20 protein-coding genes are annotated in these 19,107 nt (G+C 71.5%); 14 read left to right on the forward strand and 6 right to left on the reverse strand.

The annotated features are described in order from the left end of the window. Positions 1-14: 14 nt before the first annotated feature. Genes ACI2L1_RS41420 through ACI2L1_RS41455 form a run of 8 tightly spaced genes read left to right on the forward strand, consistent with a single transcriptional unit; the run spans position 15 to position 7,249 of the window. Complete coding sequence (locus ACI2L1_RS41420) at positions 15-836, forward strand: NAD(P)-dependent oxidoreductase (RefSeq protein ID WP_404744640.1); 822 nt, start codon at positions 15-17, stop codon at positions 834-836. Positions 837-854: 18 nt separating this feature from the next. Further along, positions 855-1,745 carry a mycofactocin-coupled SDR family oxidoreductase gene (locus ACI2L1_RS41425; RefSeq protein ID WP_404744641.1) on the forward strand — a complete coding sequence of 297 codons (891 nt, stop codon included), beginning with the start codon at positions 855-857 and terminating at the stop codon, positions 1,743-1,745. Between the two features lie 34 nt (positions 1,746-1,779). Then, positions 1,780-1,971 (forward strand): ferredoxin, encoded by a 192-nt coding sequence (locus ACI2L1_RS41430; protein ID WP_404744642.1) that lies wholly within the window; start codon positions 1,780-1,782, stop codon positions 1,969-1,971. 15 nt (positions 1,972-1,986) lie between these two features. Next, on the forward strand, positions 1,987-3,342 hold the full coding sequence (locus tag ACI2L1_RS41435; protein WP_404744643.1) for a cytochrome P450: 1,356 nt from the start codon (positions 1,987-1,989) through the stop codon (positions 3,340-3,342). Between the two features lie 16 nt (positions 3,343-3,358). Further along, positions 3,359-5,002: a thiolase C-terminal domain-containing protein gene (locus ACI2L1_RS41440; protein WP_404744644.1), complete on the forward strand. Its 1,644-nt coding sequence runs from the start codon at positions 3,359-3,361 to the stop codon at positions 5,000-5,002. Beyond that, positions 4,999-5,898 (forward strand): alpha/beta hydrolase, encoded by a 900-nt coding sequence (locus ACI2L1_RS41445; protein ID WP_404744645.1) that lies wholly within the window; start codon positions 4,999-5,001, stop codon positions 5,896-5,898. Before ACI2L1_RS41440 ends, ACI2L1_RS41445 begins: the two co-directional genes overlap by 4 nt. Further along, positions 5,895-6,416, forward strand: coding sequence for a DoxX family protein (locus tag ACI2L1_RS41450; protein ID WP_404744646.1), 522 nt, complete (start codon positions 5,895-5,897; stop codon positions 6,414-6,416). The genes ACI2L1_RS41445 and ACI2L1_RS41450 overlap by 4 nt, the downstream gene beginning before the upstream one ends. Continuing rightward, positions 6,413-7,249 carry an NAD(P)-dependent oxidoreductase gene (locus ACI2L1_RS41455; RefSeq protein WP_404744647.1) on the forward strand — a complete coding sequence of 279 codons (837 nt, stop codon included), beginning with the start codon at positions 6,413-6,415 and terminating at the stop codon, positions 7,247-7,249. Before ACI2L1_RS41450 ends, ACI2L1_RS41455 begins: the two co-directional genes overlap by 4 nt. Position 7,250: 1 nt before the next feature. Here ACI2L1_RS41455 and ACI2L1_RS41460 read toward each other — a convergent pair whose 3' ends face one another. The 4 genes from ACI2L1_RS41460 to ACI2L1_RS41475 form a co-directional block, all read right to left on the reverse strand. Next, entirely contained in the window at positions 7,251-7,709 is a 459-nt protein-coding gene (locus ACI2L1_RS41460; protein ID WP_404744648.1) for a MarR family winged helix-turn-helix transcriptional regulator, read from the reverse strand. Between the two features lie 251 nt (positions 7,710-7,960). Continuing rightward, positions 7,961-8,950, reverse strand: a complete 990-nt coding sequence (locus ACI2L1_RS41465) for a helix-turn-helix domain-containing protein (protein ID WP_404744649.1) — start codon at positions 8,948-8,950, stop codon at positions 7,961-7,963. A 294-nt stretch (positions 8,951-9,244) separates the two neighbouring features. Then, positions 9,245-10,222: an alpha/beta hydrolase gene (locus ACI2L1_RS41470; RefSeq protein ID WP_404744650.1), complete on the reverse strand. Its 978-nt coding sequence runs from the start codon at positions 10,220-10,222 to the stop codon at positions 9,245-9,247. Between the two features lie 315 nt (positions 10,223-10,537). Then, positions 10,538-10,744, reverse strand: a complete 207-nt coding sequence (locus tag ACI2L1_RS41475; RefSeq protein ID WP_404744651.1) for a hypothetical protein — start codon at positions 10,742-10,744, stop codon at positions 10,538-10,540. A gap of 117 nt (positions 10,745-10,861) precedes the next feature. Between ACI2L1_RS41475 and ACI2L1_RS41480 the strand changes: the two genes are divergently transcribed. After that, on the forward strand, positions 10,862-11,767 hold the full coding sequence (locus tag ACI2L1_RS41480; RefSeq protein ID WP_404744652.1) for a LysR family transcriptional regulator: 906 nt from the start codon (positions 10,862-10,864) through the stop codon (positions 11,765-11,767). A 162-nt stretch (positions 11,768-11,929) separates the two neighbouring features. Here the strand turns inward: ACI2L1_RS41480 and ACI2L1_RS41485 are convergent, their stop codons facing one another. Continuing rightward, positions 11,930-12,493 carry an NAD(P)H-dependent oxidoreductase gene (locus tag ACI2L1_RS41485; protein WP_404744653.1) on the reverse strand — a complete coding sequence of 188 codons (564 nt, stop codon included), beginning with the start codon at positions 12,491-12,493 and terminating at the stop codon, positions 11,930-11,932. A gap of 118 nt (positions 12,494-12,611) precedes the next feature. Here ACI2L1_RS41485 and ACI2L1_RS41490 point away from each other — a divergent pair, with 118 nt between their 5' ends. From ACI2L1_RS41490 to ACI2L1_RS41505, 4 genes are read left to right on the forward strand one after another with little or no spacing between them, the layout of a single operon-like run. Next, entirely contained in the window at positions 12,612-13,283 is a 672-nt protein-coding gene (locus ACI2L1_RS41490) for a TetR/AcrR family transcriptional regulator (RefSeq protein WP_404744654.1), read from the forward strand. A gap of 47 nt (positions 13,284-13,330) precedes the next feature. Beyond that, entirely contained in the window at positions 13,331-14,377 is a 1,047-nt protein-coding gene (locus ACI2L1_RS41495) for a LacI family DNA-binding transcriptional regulator (protein WP_404744655.1), read from the forward strand. Between the two features lie 16 nt (positions 14,378-14,393). Next, entirely contained in the window at positions 14,394-15,572 is a 1,179-nt protein-coding gene (locus tag ACI2L1_RS41500) for a 4-hydroxybenzoate 3-monooxygenase (RefSeq protein WP_404744656.1), read from the forward strand. A gap of 30 nt (positions 15,573-15,602) precedes the next feature. Next, the gene (locus ACI2L1_RS41505) at positions 15,603-17,039 is read left to right on the forward strand and encodes a benzaldehyde dehydrogenase (RefSeq protein WP_404744657.1); all 1,437 of its coding nucleotides are present in this window, start codon (positions 15,603-15,605) and stop codon (positions 17,037-17,039) included. A 9-nt stretch (positions 17,040-17,048) separates the two neighbouring features. On the opposite strand, the gene trxA is transcribed toward ACI2L1_RS41505, so the two are convergent. Further along, entirely contained in the window at positions 17,049-17,495 is a 447-nt protein-coding gene (trxA, locus tag ACI2L1_RS41510; protein ID WP_404744658.1) for a thioredoxin, read from the reverse strand. A gap of 70 nt (positions 17,496-17,565) precedes the next feature. On the opposite strand from trxA, the gene ACI2L1_RS41515 reads away from it, so the two are divergent. Continuing rightward, a complete protein-coding gene (locus ACI2L1_RS41515; protein WP_404744659.1) occupies positions 17,566-19,005 on the forward strand; it encodes a dihydrolipoyl dehydrogenase family protein in 1,440 nt (479 codons plus the stop codon). The last annotated feature ends 102 nt before the right edge of the window (positions 19,006-19,107 follow it).

Here is a 19,107-nt window from a genome sequence, read left to right on the forward strand (position 1 = left end):
ACCTCGCCGAAAGTATGGTTCTCGCAATCGGAAGGGAGATTCTTGTGATCGGTGTCGTGGGCGCCGGAAGAATGGGCCGTCCGATGCTTCGCCGTCTCGCCGAAGCGGGCCATGAGGTGCGGGTCCTCGGCCGGTCCCCCGAGGCCCGGCGCGCACTCGAAGGGGAGCCTGCGCAGGTCGTGACCGAGGCGGCCGAGGTTGCCGAGGGCGCCGATGCCGTCCTGGTGTGCGTGTACAGCGACGACCAGGTCCGTGAGGTCTGCCTGGAGGGCGGGTTGCCGGCCGCGCTGCCGGGTGAAGCCGTCCTCGTCGTGCACACCACCGGCAGCCCCCACACCGTGGAGGCCATCGCGGCACTCGGCATCGACGTGGTCGACGCCCCCGTCAGCGGCGGCCCGCACGACGTGGCAGCGGGCCGTCTGACCCTCTTCGTGGGCGGCGCCGAGGACACGGTGGCCCGCGTCGCCCCGGTGCTGAGCAGCTACGCCGACCCGGTGCTGCACGTCGGCCCGTTGGGCGCGGGACAGCGGGTCAAGCTTGTCAACAACACCGTCTTCGCCGCCCAGATCGGCCTGCTGGCCCACGCCGCCCGCCTTGGACGGCGGCTGGGCGTCGACGAGACCGTCCTCCTGGACGCCCTCACCCACGGGAGCGCCGCGAGCCGCGCACTGACCGGAGTCGTACGCCGTGGCTCGGTGGCGGAGTTCGCCCGCTCGACGGCCGAGTTCCTCGGCAAGGACCTGGACGTCGTCAAGGCGGTCGCAGGCGAACTCGGCGCGGATCTCGGGGTGTTGGCCGCCGTGCTCGACGCGGCGACCCCTGGACAGCACGACTGAACACGAAGGGACACCCCGATGGGACGAGCTGAGGACAGGGCCGGGTCTATGGGCCGGGTCGAGGGCAAGGTCGCGTTCATCACCGGTGCGGCCCGCGGACAGGGCCGCAGTCACGCCGTACGACTGGCCGAGGAGGGCGCCGACATCATCGCGGTGGACGTGTGCCGTGACTACGAGACGGTCCTCTACCCGATGGCCACCCCCGAGGACCTCAAGGAGACCGCCCGGCTGGTCGAGGAACAGGGCCGCCGGATCGTGGCGCTCCAGGCCGACGTACGGGACACCGCACAGCTGCGCGGCGCCCTGGACAGAGGTCTCGACGAACTCGGCCGCCTGGACGTCGTGGTCGCCCAGGCGGGCATCGCCCCGCTGCGCGGCGAACCCAAGATGCAGGCCTGGTGCGACGCGATCGACGTCGACCTGATCGGCACCATCAACACCATCCAGATCTCCCTCCCGCATCTGCGCGAGGGCGCCTCCGTCATCGCCACCGGCTCCACCGCCGCCCTCATGGACCACGGCATCGTGCAGACCCCGGGCGCCAACCCGGGCGGCGCCGGATACGCCTTCGCCAAACGGGCGTTGTCCGAGTACGTACACGAACTCGCCCGGAATCTGGCACCGTTGAACCAGCGCGCCAACGTCATCCACCCCACCAACGTGAACACCCGGATGCTGCAGAGCGAGCCGATGTACAAGTCGTTCCGGCCCGATCTGGAGAACCCCACCCGCGAGGACGCCGAACCGGCGTTCGCGGTGCAGCAGGCCATGCCGGTCCCCTACGTGGAGCCGCGCGACATCAGTGACGCCGTGCTCTTCCTCGCCTCCGACGAGGCCCGCTTCATCACCGGGACCCAGCTGCGGGTGGACGCCGGCGGATACATCAAGTGGTACGACTGGCGCCGCTGAACCGCTCGAAGACACAGTGACAGGGAGGCAAGCCGTGAAGGTCCGCGTAGATCCGGAGCTCTGCCAGGGCCACACCCTCTGCGCCATGATCGCGCCGAAGGCGTTCGAACTGGACGAGGTCGACGGGCATTCCACGGCCGTCGGCGAGGACGTCCCGGCCGACCAGGAGGAGGAGGTGCGGGAGGCCGCGCACTCCTGCCCGGAACGAGCCATCCAACTCTTCTGAACGGAGGGCGAGGTCATGAGCGAGGCCGATGACCGGAAGAAGCACCGGGTGCACTTCGACCGCCACACCCCCGAGTACCGCCACCAGTTCGAGGGGATCACCCACGAACTGCACGCCAAGTGCCCCATCGCCTGGACCGACGCCCACGACGGCCACTGGGTCGCCAGCGGCCACCACGAGGTCTTCGAACTGGCCCGGTCCGCCGAGTTCCTCTCCAACGACCACGACGTGAAGGGCGAGCGACGCGGCTACAAGGGCATCACCATCCCCACACCGCCCCGCGCCCGCGAAGCACAGGGCGGATTCCTGGAGATGGACCCACCCGGGCAGCGCCACTACCGCCAGACCCTCAACCCGTACCTCTCCCCGGCGGCCGTCAGCCGCTGGATCCCCTTCGTCGACGAGGTGGTCCGCGCCTGCCTCGACGAGAGGATCGAGGACGGACGGATCGACTTCGTCGACGACCTCGCCAACATCGTCCCGGCCGTCCTCACCCTCGCGATGATGGGCATCCCGCTCAAGGACTGGACCGTCTACAACGAGCCCGCCCACGCCTCCGTCTACACCCCGCCGGACTCCCCGGACATGCCCCGGGTCGCGGAGATGGGCCGGACCATGGGCATGGCGCTGTACATGTCCATCCTCAAGGTCCGCGAGCAGCCCAGGCCGGGACTGATCGACGCCCTCGTGCACGCGGAGATCGACGGAAAGACCCCGTCCGACGAGGAGTTGACCGGCGTCCTCGCCCTGCTGGTCGGCGGCGGCTTCGACACCACGACCGCGCTCACCGCCCACGCCCTGGAATGGCTGTCCGAGCATCCCGGTGAGCGGGACCGGCTCAGCCGTGAGCGGGACACTCTGCTGGACTCGGCCACCGAGGAGTTCCTGCGCTACTTCACGCCGGCTCCGGGTGACGGCCGTACGATCTCCGCCGACTGCGAGATCGCCGGCCAGCGGTTCGAGGAGGGCGAACGTCTGTGGTTGTCCTGGGCCATGGCCAACCGGGACCCGTCCGTCTTCCCCGACCCCGACCGGGTCGACCTGGAACGCAAGGGCAACCGGCACAGCAGCTTCGGCCTCGGCATCCACCGCTGCATCGGCTCCAACGTCGCCCGCACGGTGTTCAAGCGGATGGTCACGGCCGTTCTCGACCGCATGCCCGACTTCCGCTGCGACCCCGACGCCACCGTCCACTACGAGACGATCGGCGTCATCCAGGGCATGCGCCATCTCCCGGCGACCTTCACTCCCGGCAAGCGCCTCGGCCCCTCCCTCGACGAGACCCTGGAGACCCTCCAGAAGGCCTGCGACGAACAACGCCTCGCCGAACCGGTCACCGTACGGACCGGCAAGGCGCGCATCACCCGCTGACGACGGAGGTACACACGTGGCCGGAACCCCGGGACGCCCCCTGCCCCAACTCACCGACCAGAACGCGTTCTTCTGGACCTCGGGGGCGGACGGCAGGCTGCGGGTACAGGAGTGCCGGTCCTGCTCGGCCCTGATCCACCCGCCGCAGCCGGTCTGCCGGTACTGCCACGGACACGACCTGGCACCCCGGCCCGTCTCCGGCCACGCCACCCTCATCGGCTTCACCGTCAGCCACCGCTTCACCCTGCCCGGCCTGCCCTCGCCGTACGTCGTCGCCCAGGTCGCCCTCGAAGAGGACCCCCGGGTCCGGCTCACCACCAACGCCGTCGAATGCGACCCGGACCAACTGGCCCTCGGCATGCGGATGGAGGTCGTCTTCGAGCAGGCCGGGGACGTATGGCTGCCGTTGTTCCGCCCGACGGCCGAACAGGGCGAACCGGCGCCGCTGCCCGAGGACGACACCGCGCCCGCGGTCCGCCCCATGACCACCACGGAGAAGTTCGAGGACAAGGTCGCGATCACCGGCATCGGCAGCTCCGACATCGGCCGCCGTCTGATGGTCCCCCCGCTCTCCCTCACCCTCCAGGCCTGCGAGGCGGCGATCGCCGACGCCGGACTCACCCTCGACGACATCGACGGCCTCGCCACCTACCCCGGCCCAGGCCCCTACGGCGGCTTCTCCGAAGGCGGGATCACCGCCCTGGAGTCCGCCCTCGGCATCCGGCCCACCTGGTACAACGGCGGCGGGGAGACCTTCGGCCCCGGCGGCTCGATCGTCGCGGCGATGCTCGCGGTCGCCGGCGGCCTCGCCCGCCATGTGCTGTGCTTCCGCACTCTGTGGGAGGCCAGCTACGGCGAGTTGCTCAAACAGGGAAGGCTTCCGGTCCCGATCGGCGGCGACCCCGGCTGGCTCAAGCCCTTCGGCGCGACCTCCGCCGCCCACACCCTCGCCCAGAACGCCCAGCGCCACATGCACCGTTACGGCACCACCCGCGAGACCCTCGGCTGGATCGCGCTCAACCAGCGGGCCAACGCGGCCCTGCACCCCACCGCGATCTACCGCGATCCGCTGACGATGGACGACTACCTCGAAGCCCGTTCCATCACCACCCCGTTCGGGCTCTACGACTGCGACGTCCCCTGCGACGGAGCCGTCGCCGTGATCGTCTCGGCCGTCGACACCGCCCGCGACCTCGCGAAGCCGCCCGTCCTGGTCGAGGCCGTCGGCACCCAGATCACCGAACGCATGGAGTGGGACCAGAGCACCCTCACCCACGAACCCCACACCCTCGGCCAGTCCGCCCACCTCTGGTCCCGCACCGACCTGCGCCCCACCGACGTGGACGTGGCACAGCTCTACGACGGCTTCACCTTCAACTGCCTGTCCTGGATAGAGGCATTGGGCTTCTGCGGCATCGGCGAGGCGAAGGACTTCCTGGACGGAGGGAAGAACATCGCCAGAGACGGCGTACTGCCCCTGAACACCCACGGCGGCCAGCTCTCCCACGGCCGCACCCACGGCATGGGCCTGGTCCACGAGGCGATCGTCCAACTCCGTGGCGACGGGGGAGCCCGCCAGGTGCCCGGCGCCCGGGTCGCCGTGGTCAGCACCGGCGGCCTCGCGCCCAGCGGGGTCCTGCTGCTGAGGACGGACACGTGACGGACCGCCACGTCGTCGACGTCGACGGCATCTCCCTCTCGTACCGGGCGAGTTGGGTACCGGAGCCGCGCGCCGTCGTCCTCGCCCTGCACGGCGGAGCCACCAGCTCGACGTACTTCGACTGCCCGGACCACCCGCGCCTGTCGCTCCTGCACACGGGTGCCGCGCTCGGCTTCAGCGTCCTCGCCCTGGACCGACCGGGCTACGGCGCCTCACACGAGCGGGCCGACCAACTCACCGACCCCGCACGGCGGGTGGATCTCGCCTACGCGGCGCTCGACCGGCTCCTCGCCCAACGCCCGTGCGGAGCAGGGGTGTTCCTGATGGCCCACTCGGCGGGCAGCGAACTGGGGGTGAGGATGGCCGCCGACGCCCGCGGCCACGACCTCCTCGGCCTGGAGATCGCCGGCACCGGACGCCACCACCACCCGCGCTCCCTGAACTTCCTGGAGTTCGGCGCCGAGGACGACCTGCGCCGCTCGGGACGCGCCCGCGCGCGACTGCGCGAGGTGCTGTGGGGACCGGCCCATCTCTACCCGCCCGAAGTCGCGGGCGGCGCGACCATCGCCGCCGCCTCGCCGGCCTACGAGTCCGCGGCCCGCCAGTGGCGCTACGAACTCCCCGAACTGGCCGCACGCGTACGTGTGCCGGTGCAGTACAGCCTGGGCGACCACGAGGAGGTGTGGAGCTCAGGCCCGGAGGCCCTCGCCGACGTCGCCGCCCTCTTCACCGCCGCACCCCGGGTCCGCGTCAACGAACAGCCCGACAGTGGGCACAACCTGAGCCTCGGGTACTCCGCCCGGGCCTACCACCTGAAGGTGCTGTCGTTCGCCGAGGAGTGCGCGGTGGCCCGGGACAACGCCTGTGCGCAGGCAAGAGAAGGGAGAGCGGGATGAGCGACGCCGACATGTTCGCGCTGCTGCTGGTGCGCCTGGTCCTGGGCGCGGTGATGATCGCGCACGGCTGGAACCACTGGCGCGGAGGCGGCCGTATCGCAGGAACCGCCCGCTGGTTCACCGGCCTCGGCCTGCGCCACGGCACCCTCCAGGCATGGCTCAGCGTCCTCACCGAAATCGGCGCGGGCACACTCCTGGTACTGGGCCTGTTCACCCCGCTGGCCTGCGCGGCGGTCGTCTCCGTCATGCTCGTCGCGGGCCTGCTCGCCCACCGGCCCAACGGCTTCTTCGTCTTCAAGGAGGGTTACGAGTACGTCCTCACGCTCGCCGTCGTCGCGCTGGCACTGGCGGTACTGGGCCCGGGGGACGTGTCCGTGGACGAGGCGGCCGACATCGCGGTGACCGGCTGGGCCGGCGGAGGCGTCGCGCTGGGCGTGGGTGTGGTGGCGACGGCCGGGCTGCTGGCGGTGTGCTGGCGCCCGAAGCCCGCGCCCGTGGCGGAGGAGGTCCACTCATGAAGGTCGGATTCATCGGACTGGGCAGCCAAGGCGCCCCCATGGCCCGCCGGATCGTCGAAGCCGGGTACGGGACGACCCTGTGGGCCCGCCGCCCCGCCACGCTCGTCCCGTTCGCCGACACCGCCGCGAAGCGTGCCGCGTCCCCGGCGGACCTGGCCGCCGTCAGCGACCTGGTCTGCGTCTGCGTGGTCGACGACGCGGACGTGGAGGAGGTCGTCACCGGCGAGTCGGGAGTGCTGACCGGGCTCCGCAGGGGCGGGGTGATCGCCGTGCACAGCACCGTGCACCCCGACACCTGCCGTCGCCTCGCCGACCGTGCCCGCAGCCGAGGGGTCGCCCTGATCGACGCGCCGGTCAGCGGGGGAGGAGCGGCGGCCGCCGAGGGGCGCCTGGTGGTGATGGCCGGGGGCGAACCCGGCACCGTCGCCTACTGCCGCCCGGTGTTCGCGACCTACGCCGACCCCGTGGTCCACGTGGGCCCCCTGGGGACCGGCCAGGCCGCCAAGCTGCTGAACAACGTCCTGTTCACCGCCAACCTGGCCACCGCCGCCGACACCCTCGCCCTCGGCCGTGACCTCGCCGTCGACCCCGACGCCCTGGCCCGTGTCATCGCACACGGCAGCGGCAGGAGCTTCGCGCTGGAGCGCGTCACCTCGGCGGGCGGCACCCTCGACCGCATGGCCGGTCACGCGGGCCCGCTGCTGCGCAAGGACGTGCGCCTGATGACGGACGTGGCCAAGGCGGCCGGAGCGCCGACGGGAGCCGTCGCCACGGCCGCCGAAGCGGCGCTCGCCCTGATGAACTGCGCCGCCGGAGAGTCCCGCCGCCCCTGACTCAGGCCGGTGCGCGCAGCGCCTCCAAGGCCCGGACGAGAGGCGCGAGTTCGGGATTCCTCGCGGCTTCGTCGAGGGCTTCGCGCAGGGCCCTCTCGTTGGTGGGGCGGGCCTCTTCGAGGAGGGTGCGCCCGGCGTCGGTCACATCGGTGTAGATGCCGCGGCGGTCGGTGGGACACAGATACCGGGAGAGCAGCCCGCGGTCCTCCAGACGTGTGACCAGACGGGTCGTGGCGCTCTGGCTCAGCACGACCGCGTCGGCGACCTGCTTCATCTGCAGATGCCCGCCCTCCCCGTCGTGCTGCCGCCCCAGCACGTCCAGCAGCGAGTACTCCCGCACACTGAGCTCGTGCCCGGCCTGCAGCGCCTTCTCGACATGGGCCTCGATCCGGCCGTGCAACAGCGAAAGCGCGCACCACCCCTGAGCGAGGGCGGTCAGTGCGGGGTCTGTGGCGGTCATGGGGCCTGCTTCCTCCGTCCCGATACGGGTACGTCCAGGATATTGCATCGCTGAAACTTTCGGCGTCTGCTTCTATAGGGCGCCCGCAAGTATCAGTCCTGGTGCTCGACGGCGACTACGTGATCAGGATCGCCCGCGACTGGCACGTCAAGCACGACGGCGTGGGCGTCGTGCCCCGTTTCGAGGTCGAGTCGGAGTTCGTCAGCCGGTATTGGTCGTGGACGAGTTCCGCTGACCGCCCAGGACCCGCGCTACGGTCGCGCCAACTGCCGCATGACCAGAGCAAGTTGCAGCCGTAGCCTGCCCTGGGGCGTGCGCAGCGGCCAGCCCAGCAGATGCTCTGCATGGGACAACCGGTCCTGGAGTGTGGAGTGGTGGACGTTGACCTCGGCGGCGGCCGCCCGCAGGCTCGCCGTCGAGATCACGGCGTGCAGGGTGGTGAGCAGCCAGGGCGTGGTCGCCCCCGCCGCTTCCAACTGCTGCACGTCGGGCGGCGGTTCCGCACCCGGTACGACGAGTTCGGCCAGCAGCGCGACACCGCCCAGCTCGTCGGCGTACACGACCTTGGGACCGGGATCCTGAGCCGTGCCCTCCGCCGTGAACCGCAGGGCGGCGCGGGCGTCCGCCCAGGACCGCGGCAGATCGAGCACGGGCACGGCGGGCCCCACCCCGACCCGTCCGGCGGGCACCTCGGCCCCGGGCCGGTCGGGCACGATCCGGGGCCGCCCGTCGAGCGGGGCCAGGGCCCGCACGGACCCCGCCGGGTCCAGCCCGAGCCCACGCGCCGCATGCAGCCGCGCCGCTTCCGGAGCCGTACCGTCCAGCACCGTCTCCACCAGCGCGGGGTCATCGACGGGCGCGCGTCCCCGTGTACGGTCCAGCACGAGCCGTACGGACCCGGCGGCCCGCTCCAGAATCACCGCGTCGACCACACTCGGCACCGCCGCGTCCCGCTCCAGCCACAGGGCGGCGGCCCCGCCGGGCGCCAGGGCGGCGGACGGCCAGCCGGGATCCGGGGGCGTCGTGGAGTCCTGGCGACGACCATCCGCTTCCACCCGAACCCGCACCCGCCGCTCGACATCGACCAGCCGCGCAGGTACCCCGGCCAGCACGGCGGCCCCACGCACCAGGGCTTCCAGCCCGGCGCGGGACTCCGACAGCCGATCGAAGTAGGCAATGACCCGGACGGCGGCACCCGCATCCGGATCCAACGCGGAAAGGCGCCCGGCCAGCTCTTTCATGGGCCCATGGTGCGGCATGGGACCCCGGAAGCGCCCCCATGGGGGCGCGGGGAACTGCGCGACAAGCCACGACGGCGCCGCAGACAGGCACCGGCCTGACGCGGCACGCCTGACCCCGCCTAGGGCCTGTTGCGAAAGTGGCGTCGTCGTCCGAAGGACGGCCGCGCGGCGTCCGGTGCGTCCTCTCGGCGTGCCGCCCGGAAGCCCTCGTACTGGACGTACTCGGGCTTTCGGGCGGTGCGGCGAGAGGGCGTGCCGGGCGTCGCGCGGCAGACGCCACTTTCGCAACAGGACCTAGTTCCCCAGCAACCTACGAAGCCACGCCAAATGAGCCGCCCGCGCCGCCTGCGACAACGCGGCCTGCGGAGCGAACCCGTCGAACCCATGGAACCCGCCCGGCCACACGTGCAGTTCCGCCACTCCACCCGCCTGCCAGATCCGCGACGCGTACGCCACCACCTCGTCCCGGAACGTCTCCGCGGACCCCACGTCGAGGAAGGCAGGGGGCAGCCCGGAGAGGTCCTCCGCGCGAGCCGGCGCCGCGTACGCCGGAACATCCGGACCACCCCGCAGCTCACCCAGCAACGCCGTCCAGCCCGTCTCGTTGGCCGTACGGTCCCAGACCCCCAGCCCCGCCATCTGATAGGTCGACGGACTGTCGTTGCGGTCGTCCAGCATCGGGCACATCAGCAGCTGCCCGATCGCCCGCGGCCCCTTGCGGTCCCGGGCCAGCAGCGCCAGCCCCGCCGACAGCCCGCCCCCCGCGCTCGCGCCCGCGACGACGATCCGCTCCGGGTCACCGCCGATCTCCCGCGCGTGCTCGGCGGTCCAGACGAACCCGGCGTACACGTCCTCGACCGGCGCCGGATGCGGATGCTCGGGCGCCAGCCGGTACTCCACCGACACCACGACCGCGTCCAGTTCCTTCGCCCAGGCCAGCGGAGCGTCCACGCCGACCCGGTTGTTGCCGAGGACCATGCCGCCGCCGTGGACGTGGTAGATCACCGGACGCCCGGTCCCCGCGGGCGCGGCGGTGACGGGACGGCAGATCAGCAGTGAGATCTCCGGGGCGCCCTCCGGTCCGGGCACCGACCGGTCCTCGACCTCGAAGAACCCGCCGATGGTCAGGTCCATGTCGGCCAGCATCTGGATGCCCGGCCCCTGACGGACGAGATCGATGTCGTCCAGGGTCATGCCGGGCGAGACCATCTCCTTGATCATGTCCAGGGCGGCGGCGAGTTCGGGGTCGAACGGGGGCGGCACATGCGTCATGGCTTCTCCTCACGCGGGGCGCGGCGGCTCGTCGCGTCATGATCGGGGCACCGGCGTCCGCCCGGGGCGCCGCCGTACGGCGGATCCTGCCCGCCATACGGCGGGTGATGACCGGCGAGATCGGGCCATGTTCCGCATGACCTGCGGATCCTTCCCGTCACATGGCCTGTTGTTCACCTTCCGTCGGCGGAAGGCATCCCCGCCTGTGATCACACTGACGATGCCCCCCATGCAGAGGCCGGCATCTGGACCGTCGTCCGGGTCGGTGGAGGGGCGTGTGCCAGGTCTCGTGACGTCGGCCTGTTCCGTCAGGTCCTAACCCGCCCGCGCGGCGGACGGGCTGCTGCGGGAGACGACGCGGGTTCCGCGGTCGTCGGTCACGCGGACCTGCAACGAGCCGCAGGCGCAGCGGGTCCACACCGTCCCGCCCGTCGCCGTTCCGTGCCGGGACACGACCTGGAAGGGCTCGGCGTCGTCCGGCCAGCCGCAGTGCGGGCAGACGGCGCGGGTCGTGCTGTTCATGGTGACTCCTCGTACCTCGTGGCTTGTGTACGGCCGTCGCGACACAGCCAGGGTGCAGCGGAGTCTTCGTTCACGTCCAGGTTGACTTCCTGGACCCGACCTTGAAGCGTGGGCTTCATGATTGACCTGCGCCGGCTCCACGTCCTGAGGGCGGTCGCCCACTACGGCACGGTCACCGCGGCCGCCCAAGCCCTGCACTTCACCACGTCCGCCGCCTCCCAGCAGATCCGCCAGCTCGCCCGCGACCTGGGCGTCGACCTCCTCGAACCCCAGGGCCGCGGAGTCCGCCTCACCCCGGCCGCCGAGAGCCTGCTCGCGCACGCCGACGCCATCCAGGCCCGCTGGCAACTGGCCGAACTCGATCTTCGCGCCGACCACAGCGAGCCCGCCGGACCGCTGAGGGTGAGCGGTCTCCCCGTGGCCATCTCGGTACTGCTGGCCCCGATGGCGGTCCGGCTGCGCGAGCGGCATCGCCGATTGACCGTCAGCATCCAGGAGTCGGGTGTGCCGGAGAGCTTCGACCTGCTCTTCGAGGGGGAGATCGACCTGGCGGTCGTGGAGGCGACCCCGCACAACCCGCCCATGAGCGACACCCGCTACGACCAACAGCCCCTGTTGGACGACCCGTTCGACCTGGTCGTACCCGCGGATCACCCGCTTGCCGACCGCGACCGCGTGGATCTCGCGGACGCGGCCCACGAGGACTGGATCGCCCCCTTCGCGGACAGCCCCTGCCGCACGCACGTCATGTCGGCCTGCGGCGCGGCCGGCTTCACCCCGACCGTGGTCCACCAGGCCCGGGAGTGGGACGTCACGGCTCACCTGGTCGCCCACCGCCTGGGCGTGGCCCTGATCCCCCGCCTGGCCCACCTGACCCCACATCTGCCGATCGCAAGGGTCCGCTGCGAGGGCAACCCCCACCGAAAGCTCCTGACCTGCACCCGCAGCGGAGCCGAGCAACGCCCGGCGATCGCGGCCGCGCTCAGCGAACTGAGAGATCTGGCTCCAAGGGCTGTGACTTGACGCGCCCCATAGGGGCGCGGGGCTGTATCGATATGTGGCTCCGCCGCGCGGGCGGGACCAGCCCCCACCGCCCCGCAGCCGACGAACGACAGGGGCCGGAGTACCAAGACTCCAGCCCCTTGAAAGCCCCCGTTCAAAACCCCCGTGACGCTGCCGCAGGCGTCAGGCCGCAGCAACCTCCCCCGCATTGCCGTGCAGCCGAGCCACAACCTCCGCCAGCTGCGCGGCAACCTCCGCGTCGTCCGCCGGGTGCGTCTCCGCGAACCGCACCACGGACCCCGGAATGGACAGCTTGACGTCCTCCAGCACCTTGCCGCCGGCGATGCCCACGGCCTTGCGGGTCTCGTCCTGGGCCCACACGCCGCCGTACTGACCGAACGCGGTACCGACCACGGCGACCGGCTTCCCGCCGAAGGCACCGGCGCCGTACGGACGCGACAGCCAGTCGATGGCGTTCTTCAGCACGGCCGGGATGGTGCCGTTGTACTCGGGCGAGAAGAACAGGAACGCGTCGGCGCCCTGCGCTGCCTCCCGCAGCTTCGCGGCCGCCGCGGGGACGTCGCCCTCCACGTCGATGTCCTCGTTGTAGAACGGGATCTCGGCCAGGCCCTCGTAGAGCACGACGTCCGCGCCCTCGGGGGCGTGCTTGACGGCCGCCTCGGCGAGCTGGCGGTTGTGCGAGCCGGCGCGAAGGCTTCCGACGAGCGCGAGAATGCGAACAGACATGCGAACTCCAAGGGGGGATAGAACTCTGCCGTCATGATGCGGACCGGGGTCCGCTTATTGTCTACCTCCTTAACCGGACTTCGGTCCAGTTTTCTTCCCGCTGCTTTACGCTGATTTCATGTCCGCCGTCCTGCCACCCCTGCCGCCGCTGCCGACCCCCGCTGATTCCGCCGGGCAGCCCGAGCTGCTCCAGCTCGGTCTCCCCGAGGATGAGCCCTGCCTGCGCGCCGACGCCGCACGCAACCGGGCCCGGCTCCTGGAGGCGGCCGCCACTCTGGTCGCGGAGCACGGCGCGGCCGGGGTGACGATGGAGGCGGTGGCTGCGGCGGCCTCGGTCGGCAAGGGCACCGTCTTCCGCCGCTTCGGCGACCGCACCGGGCTGCTGACGGCGCTGCTCGACCACTCCGAGCGGAAGTTCCAGGCCGCGTTCCTCAGCGGCCCCGCACCGCTCGGACCCGGTGCACCGCCCGTCGACCGGCTGCGCGCGTTCGGCCGCGCCATCCTGCGCAGGTCCGTCGACGAGATGGACCTGCTGCTGGCCGCCGAGCCGAGCCCGGACCGCCGCTTCACCCCGGCCCCCCGCCGTGTGAACCACAGTCATGTCCTCCTGCTGCTGCGCCAGGCCCTCCCCGACGCGGACTGTGAACTGCTCGCCCAGACCCTGATGGGCTTCCTCGACCCCGCCGCCGTCCATCACCTGACCCGGAGGTGCGGAATGCCGTTGGAACGACTGGAGAAGGGCTGGGACGACCTGGTCGCCCGGCTCACCTGCACCGATCCGTCACGGTGAGTTCGGGCCGCGACCCGGTCCGCTACACCGTCACAGCTTCTGCAAAGATGACGACCGTCATGGTGCAGATACCGAAAACGCCCGCGCCCGTTTCCCCGGCGACGCGCTCGGTTCCCACGAGCGCCGATGTGGCCCGCCTGGCCGGCGTCTCACGAGCGACCGTCTCCTACGTCCTCAACAACACCAGCGCCGTCCGGATCAGCGAACCCACCCGCCGCCGCGTCCACGAGGCCGCGAAGGAACTCGGGTACGTCCCGCACGCGGCCGCCCGCAGCCTGCGCGCCGGCCACAGTCGCATGGTCCTGATGCCCGCTCCGTCCATCCCGGTGGGCCCGCTCTACAGCCAGTTCATCAGCGAACTCCAATGGGCCCTGGGCCGGTTGGACTACACCGTCGTGCAGTACGGCAGTGTCGGCCTCCAGGGCGACGAGGCCGCCCGCGCCTGGGCCGAGCTGCGCCCGGTCGCCGTCCTCGTGCCCGGCGCCGGACTCGGCCCGCAGGGTGTGTCCCTGCTCCGGCGCTCCGGCGCCCGGGCCGTGGTCACCATGGGCCCCGAGCAGGTCGAGGGTGCCCACACCCTGCTCATGGACCACGAGAGCGTCGGCCACTGCGCGGGCGCCCACCTCTACGCCCGCGGGCGTCGCCGGGTCGGTGTGGTGGTCCCCGAGGAGGCGGGCCTGGCGGCCTTCTCGCTGCCCCGTCTGGCGGGCGTGCGCCGGGCCCTGCGCGACACGGACGCCACGCTGACCGAACTGCCCCTCGCCTACGAGGAACAGTCCGCGGCCAAGCTCGCCGTCCGCTGGCGGGACCTCGGCCTCGACGCGGTGTTCACGTACAACGACGAGTACGCGATGTTGTTGATGCGCGCCCTGCAGGACGAGGGTGTGCGCGTCCCGGCGGACACGGCGGTGATCGGCGCCGACGACCTGCTCCTCGGCCGACTGCTGCGGCCCCGGCTGAGCACGGTCCACATCGAGCTGCCGTCCGGCCGTGACCTCGCCGAACTGGTCGATCGCGCGGTGCGCGAGCCGGGCGCCGGGTTCGAGAAGCACACGGTGCTGGGTGCCACGGTGGTGCACCGCGACTCCAGCTGACGCAGGGAGGTCTGCCATGCGTACCACGGTCGGGATCGTCGGCGGTGGCCCCGCCGGACTCCTCCTCGCCCGTCTGCTGCACCTCGCCGGCATCGACTGCGTGGTCCTGGAGAGCAGGACACGCGCGTACGTCGAACAGCGCCAGCGCGCGGGCATGTTGGAGCAGGGCACGGTCGACGCCCTGCGTGCATGCGGCGCCGCCGAGCGTCTGGACGCCGAGGGCCTGGTCCACCAGGGCATCGAGCTGCGGTTCGCTGGGGAGCGGCACCACGTCGACTTCCCAGCTCTCACCGGCGGCCGCACGGTCACGATCTACGCCCAGACCGAGATCGTGAAGGACCTCGTGGCGCTCCAACTCGCCGACGGGCCACCGCTGTTGTTCGAGGCGAAGGCCCTCGCGGTGGAGAAGCCGGAGAGCGACGCACCCGTGGTGCGGTTCCTGCACGAGGGCCGCGAACAGACGCTGACCTGCGACTGGATCGCCGGCTGCGACGGCTTCCACGGCATCTCCCGGGAGGCCTTCCCGACGGCGACCAGCCGGACGTACGAGCACGACTACCCGTACTCCTGGCTCGGGATCCTCGCCGATGTCCCGCCGTCCTGCGAGGAGTTGATCTACGCCCGTGGGGAGCGCGGCTTCGCCCTGCACAGCATGCGCTCGCCCGCCGTCTCCCGGCTCTACCTCCAGGTCCCGGGCGGCACCGACGTCGACGACTGGTCCGACGAACGCATCTGGGACGAACTCGCCGCGCGCTTCGCGATCGACGCGGACTGGACGCTGGAGCGCGGCCCGATCACCGCCAAGTCCGTGACACCCATGCGCAGTTACGTCCACGAGCCCATGCGCCACGGCCGCCTGCTGCTGGCCGGTGACGCCGCCCACATAGTGCCGCCGACCGGGGCCAAGGGGCTCAACCTGGCCGTGTCGGACGTATCCCTCCTCGCCCGGGCCCTGACCGATCTGCACCGCTCAGGATCTGCACAACTACTCGACAGATATTCGGAGTTGTGTCTCTCTCGCGTATGGCAGGCCACACGGTTCTCGTACGACATGACTAGGATGTTGCACGCTCAACCAAACGGGGATGTGTTCGAGGGCCGGCTGCAGCTCGCGCGGCTGCGCCGCATCACCGCATCCCGCCATGCGGCCGCCGAACTGGCCGCGAACTACACGGGACTACCGCTCCCCGTGTGAGTCCCACCGGTGATCGAACGGAGAGCCGTCATGTCATTGCTCGACCCCAAGAGCTGGCAGCCCCATCCCCTTTCGGGACCTGAGTACGCCGTCACCGAGCCCGCCACCGGCGACACCCTCGCCTCCGTCACGCTCGCCACCGGCGAGGACGTGGAGCGCTCCGCCGCGGCCGCCCGTGCCGCCCAGGCCGAATGGGCCGGGCTCCCGCACTTCGTCCGGGCCGGGGTGCTGCGCAAGGCAGGCGACCTGTTCTCCGCCCACGCCGACGAACTGCGCGGATGGATCGTCCGCGAGTCAGGCTCCATCCCCGGCAAGGCCGACTTCGAACTGCACGTGGCTGCCCAGGAGTGCTACGAGGCCGCCGCGCTCGCCTCCCGCCCCGCGGGCCAGGTCCTGCCCAGCGAGGCCCCCCGGCTGTCCTACACGCGCCGGGTCCCGGTCGGCGTCGTGGGCGTGATCTCGCCCTTCAACGCCCCGCTGATCCTCTCGATCCGTTCCGTCGCCCCGGCCCTCGCCCTCGGCAACGCGGTGATCCTCAAGCCCGACCCGCGCACCGCGGTCTGCGGTGGTCTCTCGCTCGCCGCGGTCTTCGCCGAGGCCGGACTGCCCGAGGGGCTGTTCCACGTCCTGCCCGGCGGCCCCGACGTCGGCCAGGCCCTGGTCGCCGACCCGCGCGTGCCGGTCATCTCCTTCACCGGATCGACCGCGGCGGGCCGCGCCGTGGGCGAGGCCGCCGGACGTCACCTCAAGCGCGCCCACCTCGAACTCGGCGGCAACTCCGCCATGATCGTCCTGGAGGACGCGGACCTGGAGGCCGTGATCTCCACGGCCGCCTGGGGTTCCTTCTTCCACCAGGGCCAGATCTGCATGACGACGGGCCGCCACCTGGTCCACGACTCCCTGTACGAGGAGTACATAGAGCGGCTGGCAGCGAAGGCCGACTCGCTCGCCGTCGGCGACCCGAACCTGGAGCAGGTCCACCTCGGCCCGATCATCGACGACCACCAGCTCGCCAAGGTGCGCGGCCTGGTCGAGGCCAGCACCGCCCAGGGCGCCAAGCTGGCCGCGGGCGGTACGCACGAGAAGCTCTTCTACCGGCCGACGGTCCTCGCGGGCCTCGACGACAGCACGCCCGCCTACGCGGAGGAGGTCTTCGGACCCGTCGCACCCGTACGGTCCTTCAGCACCGTCGACGAGGCCGTTGCCCTGGCCGCAGCGGGGCCGTACGGCCTCTCGCTCGGCATCGTCACCGGGGACGCGGCCCGCGGTCTCGCCCTGGCAGAGCGGATCCCGACCGGGATCGTGCACATCAACGACCAGACGGTGAACGACGAGGCCGTGGCGCCCTTCGGCGGCATCGCCGCGTCCGGCACAGGCGCACGCTTCGGCGGCGAGGCCAATGTGGAGGCCTTCACCGACGTGCGCTGGACGACGGTGCGCGGGGACGTGGCGACGTACCCCTTCTGATCGGGGGCCTTACTGGCCGCTCTGCTCGGCCTGGGCCTGCTGTTCGGCGACGGCCTTGCGGACCTCGTTCATGTCCAGCTTGCGGGCCTGCCCGATGACGTCCGTCAGGGCGGATTCGGGCAGCGCGCCCGGCTGAGCGAACACGGCGACCTGGTCACGGACGATCATCAGGGTCGGGATCGACTGGATACCGAAGGCGGCGGCCAGCTCCGGCTGCGCCTCGGTGTCCACCTTGCCGAACACCATGTCGGGGTTGTCCTCGGCAGCCTTCTCGTAGACCGGCGCGAACTGGCGGCACGGCCCGCACCACGACGCCCAGAAGTCGATCAGGACGAACTCGTTGTCCGTGACCGTCTCGTCGAAGTTCTCCTTGGTGAGCTCCACGGTGCTGCTCATTGAGTGAACCCTCTTCCTGGTATCGGGGAAACCGTCGGGACAACACGCCCGGTCGGGCACCTATTCCGTGCGTTATGCGGCGCGCGTACCCCTGGTGGCCCGAGCCCACACCACCCACCAGACTGGGCCCATGACGGAGACGGAAAACATCGCGTACAGCACCTACGACGTAGTGGTGCTCGGTGCCGGGCCCGTGGGGGAGAACGTGGCCGACCGCACCCGCGCGGCCGGCCTCTCCACCGCGGTCGTGGAGAGCGAGCTGGTCGGCGGAGAGTGTTCGTACTGGGCGTGCATGCCCAGCAAGGCCCTGCTGCGGCCGGTGATCGCACAGGCGGACGCGCGCCGCCTGCCGGGCCTGAGCACCTCGGCGCAGGGCCCGCTCGACGCGGCCGCGGTCCTCGCCCGCCGGGACTATTTCACCTCGAACTGGAAGGACGACGGCCAGGTCGGCTGGCTGGGGAGCGTCGGCGCCGACCTCCACCGCGGTCACGGCCGCCTCACCGGGGAGCGCACGGTGACGGTCACCGGCCCCGACGGCGTACGGAAGGTCCTGACCGCCCGGCACGCCGTGGCCGTGTGCACCGGCACCCGGGCCGTACTGCCCGATCTGCCGGGCCTCGACGAGGTCAAGCCGTGGACCAGCCGCGAGGCGACCAGCGCCAAGACGGCACCCGGACGCCTGGTCGTCGTCGGCGGGGGAGTGGTCGCCACCGAGATGGCCACGGCCTGGCAGGCCCTCGGCTCCCGGGTCACCCTTCTGGTTCGCGGAAAGGGCCTGCTCAACCGTATGGAGCCGTTCGCCGGCGAACTCGTCGCCGAGGCGCTCACCGAGGCGGGCGTGGACGTCCGCACCGGCACCTCGGCCGCGTCGGTCACCCGCGAGAACGGCACGGTCGTGGTCGTCACCGACAGCGGCGAGCGGATCGAGGCCGACGAGATCCTCTTCGCCACCGGACGCGCCCCGCGCACCGACGACATCGGCCTCGACACCATCGGCCGTGAGCCGGGGTCCTGGCTGGAGGTCGACGACAGCCTCCGCGTCACCGGCAGCGACTGGCTCTACGCGGTCGGCGACGTCAATCATCGCGCGCTCCTCACCCACCAGGGCAAGTACCAGGCCCGTATCGCGGGTGCCGCGATCTCGGCCCGCGCCTCCGGAACCTCGGTCGAGGCGGAACCGTGGAGCGCCCACGCGGCGACCGCCGACCACGAAGCCGTGCCGCAGGTCGTCTTCACCGACCCGGAGGCGGCCTCCGTGGGCCTCTCCCTGGCCGAGGCGGAACAGGCGGGCCACCGCGTCCGCGCGGTCGACTACGACCTCGCCTCGGTGTCGGGCGCCGGCCTCTACGCCGACGGCTACCGGGGCCGCGCCCGCATGGTCGTCGACCGGGAGCGCGAGATCCTCCTCGGTGTCACCTTCGTCGGCCCCGGCGTCGGCGAGCTGATCCACTCCGCCACGATCGCGGTCGTCGGGCAGGTCCCGATCAGCAGGCTGTGGCACGCGGTCCCGTCGTACCCGACGATCAGCGAGGTGTGGCTGCGCCTCCTGGAGGCCTACCGGGACAACTGACCGGGACAACTAGTGTCCTGAGTCTGGAATTCGGTTCAGATATCCGGCGAGGCGCTCAAGGATCTCGTCCGCGGTCTTCGTCCATACGAAGGGTTTCGGGTC

The sequence above is a fragment of the Streptomyces sp. NPDC019531 genome (genome assembly GCF_044903305.1).
Taxonomy (GTDB): domain Bacteria; phylum Actinomycetota; class Actinomycetes; order Streptomycetales; family Streptomycetaceae; genus Streptomyces.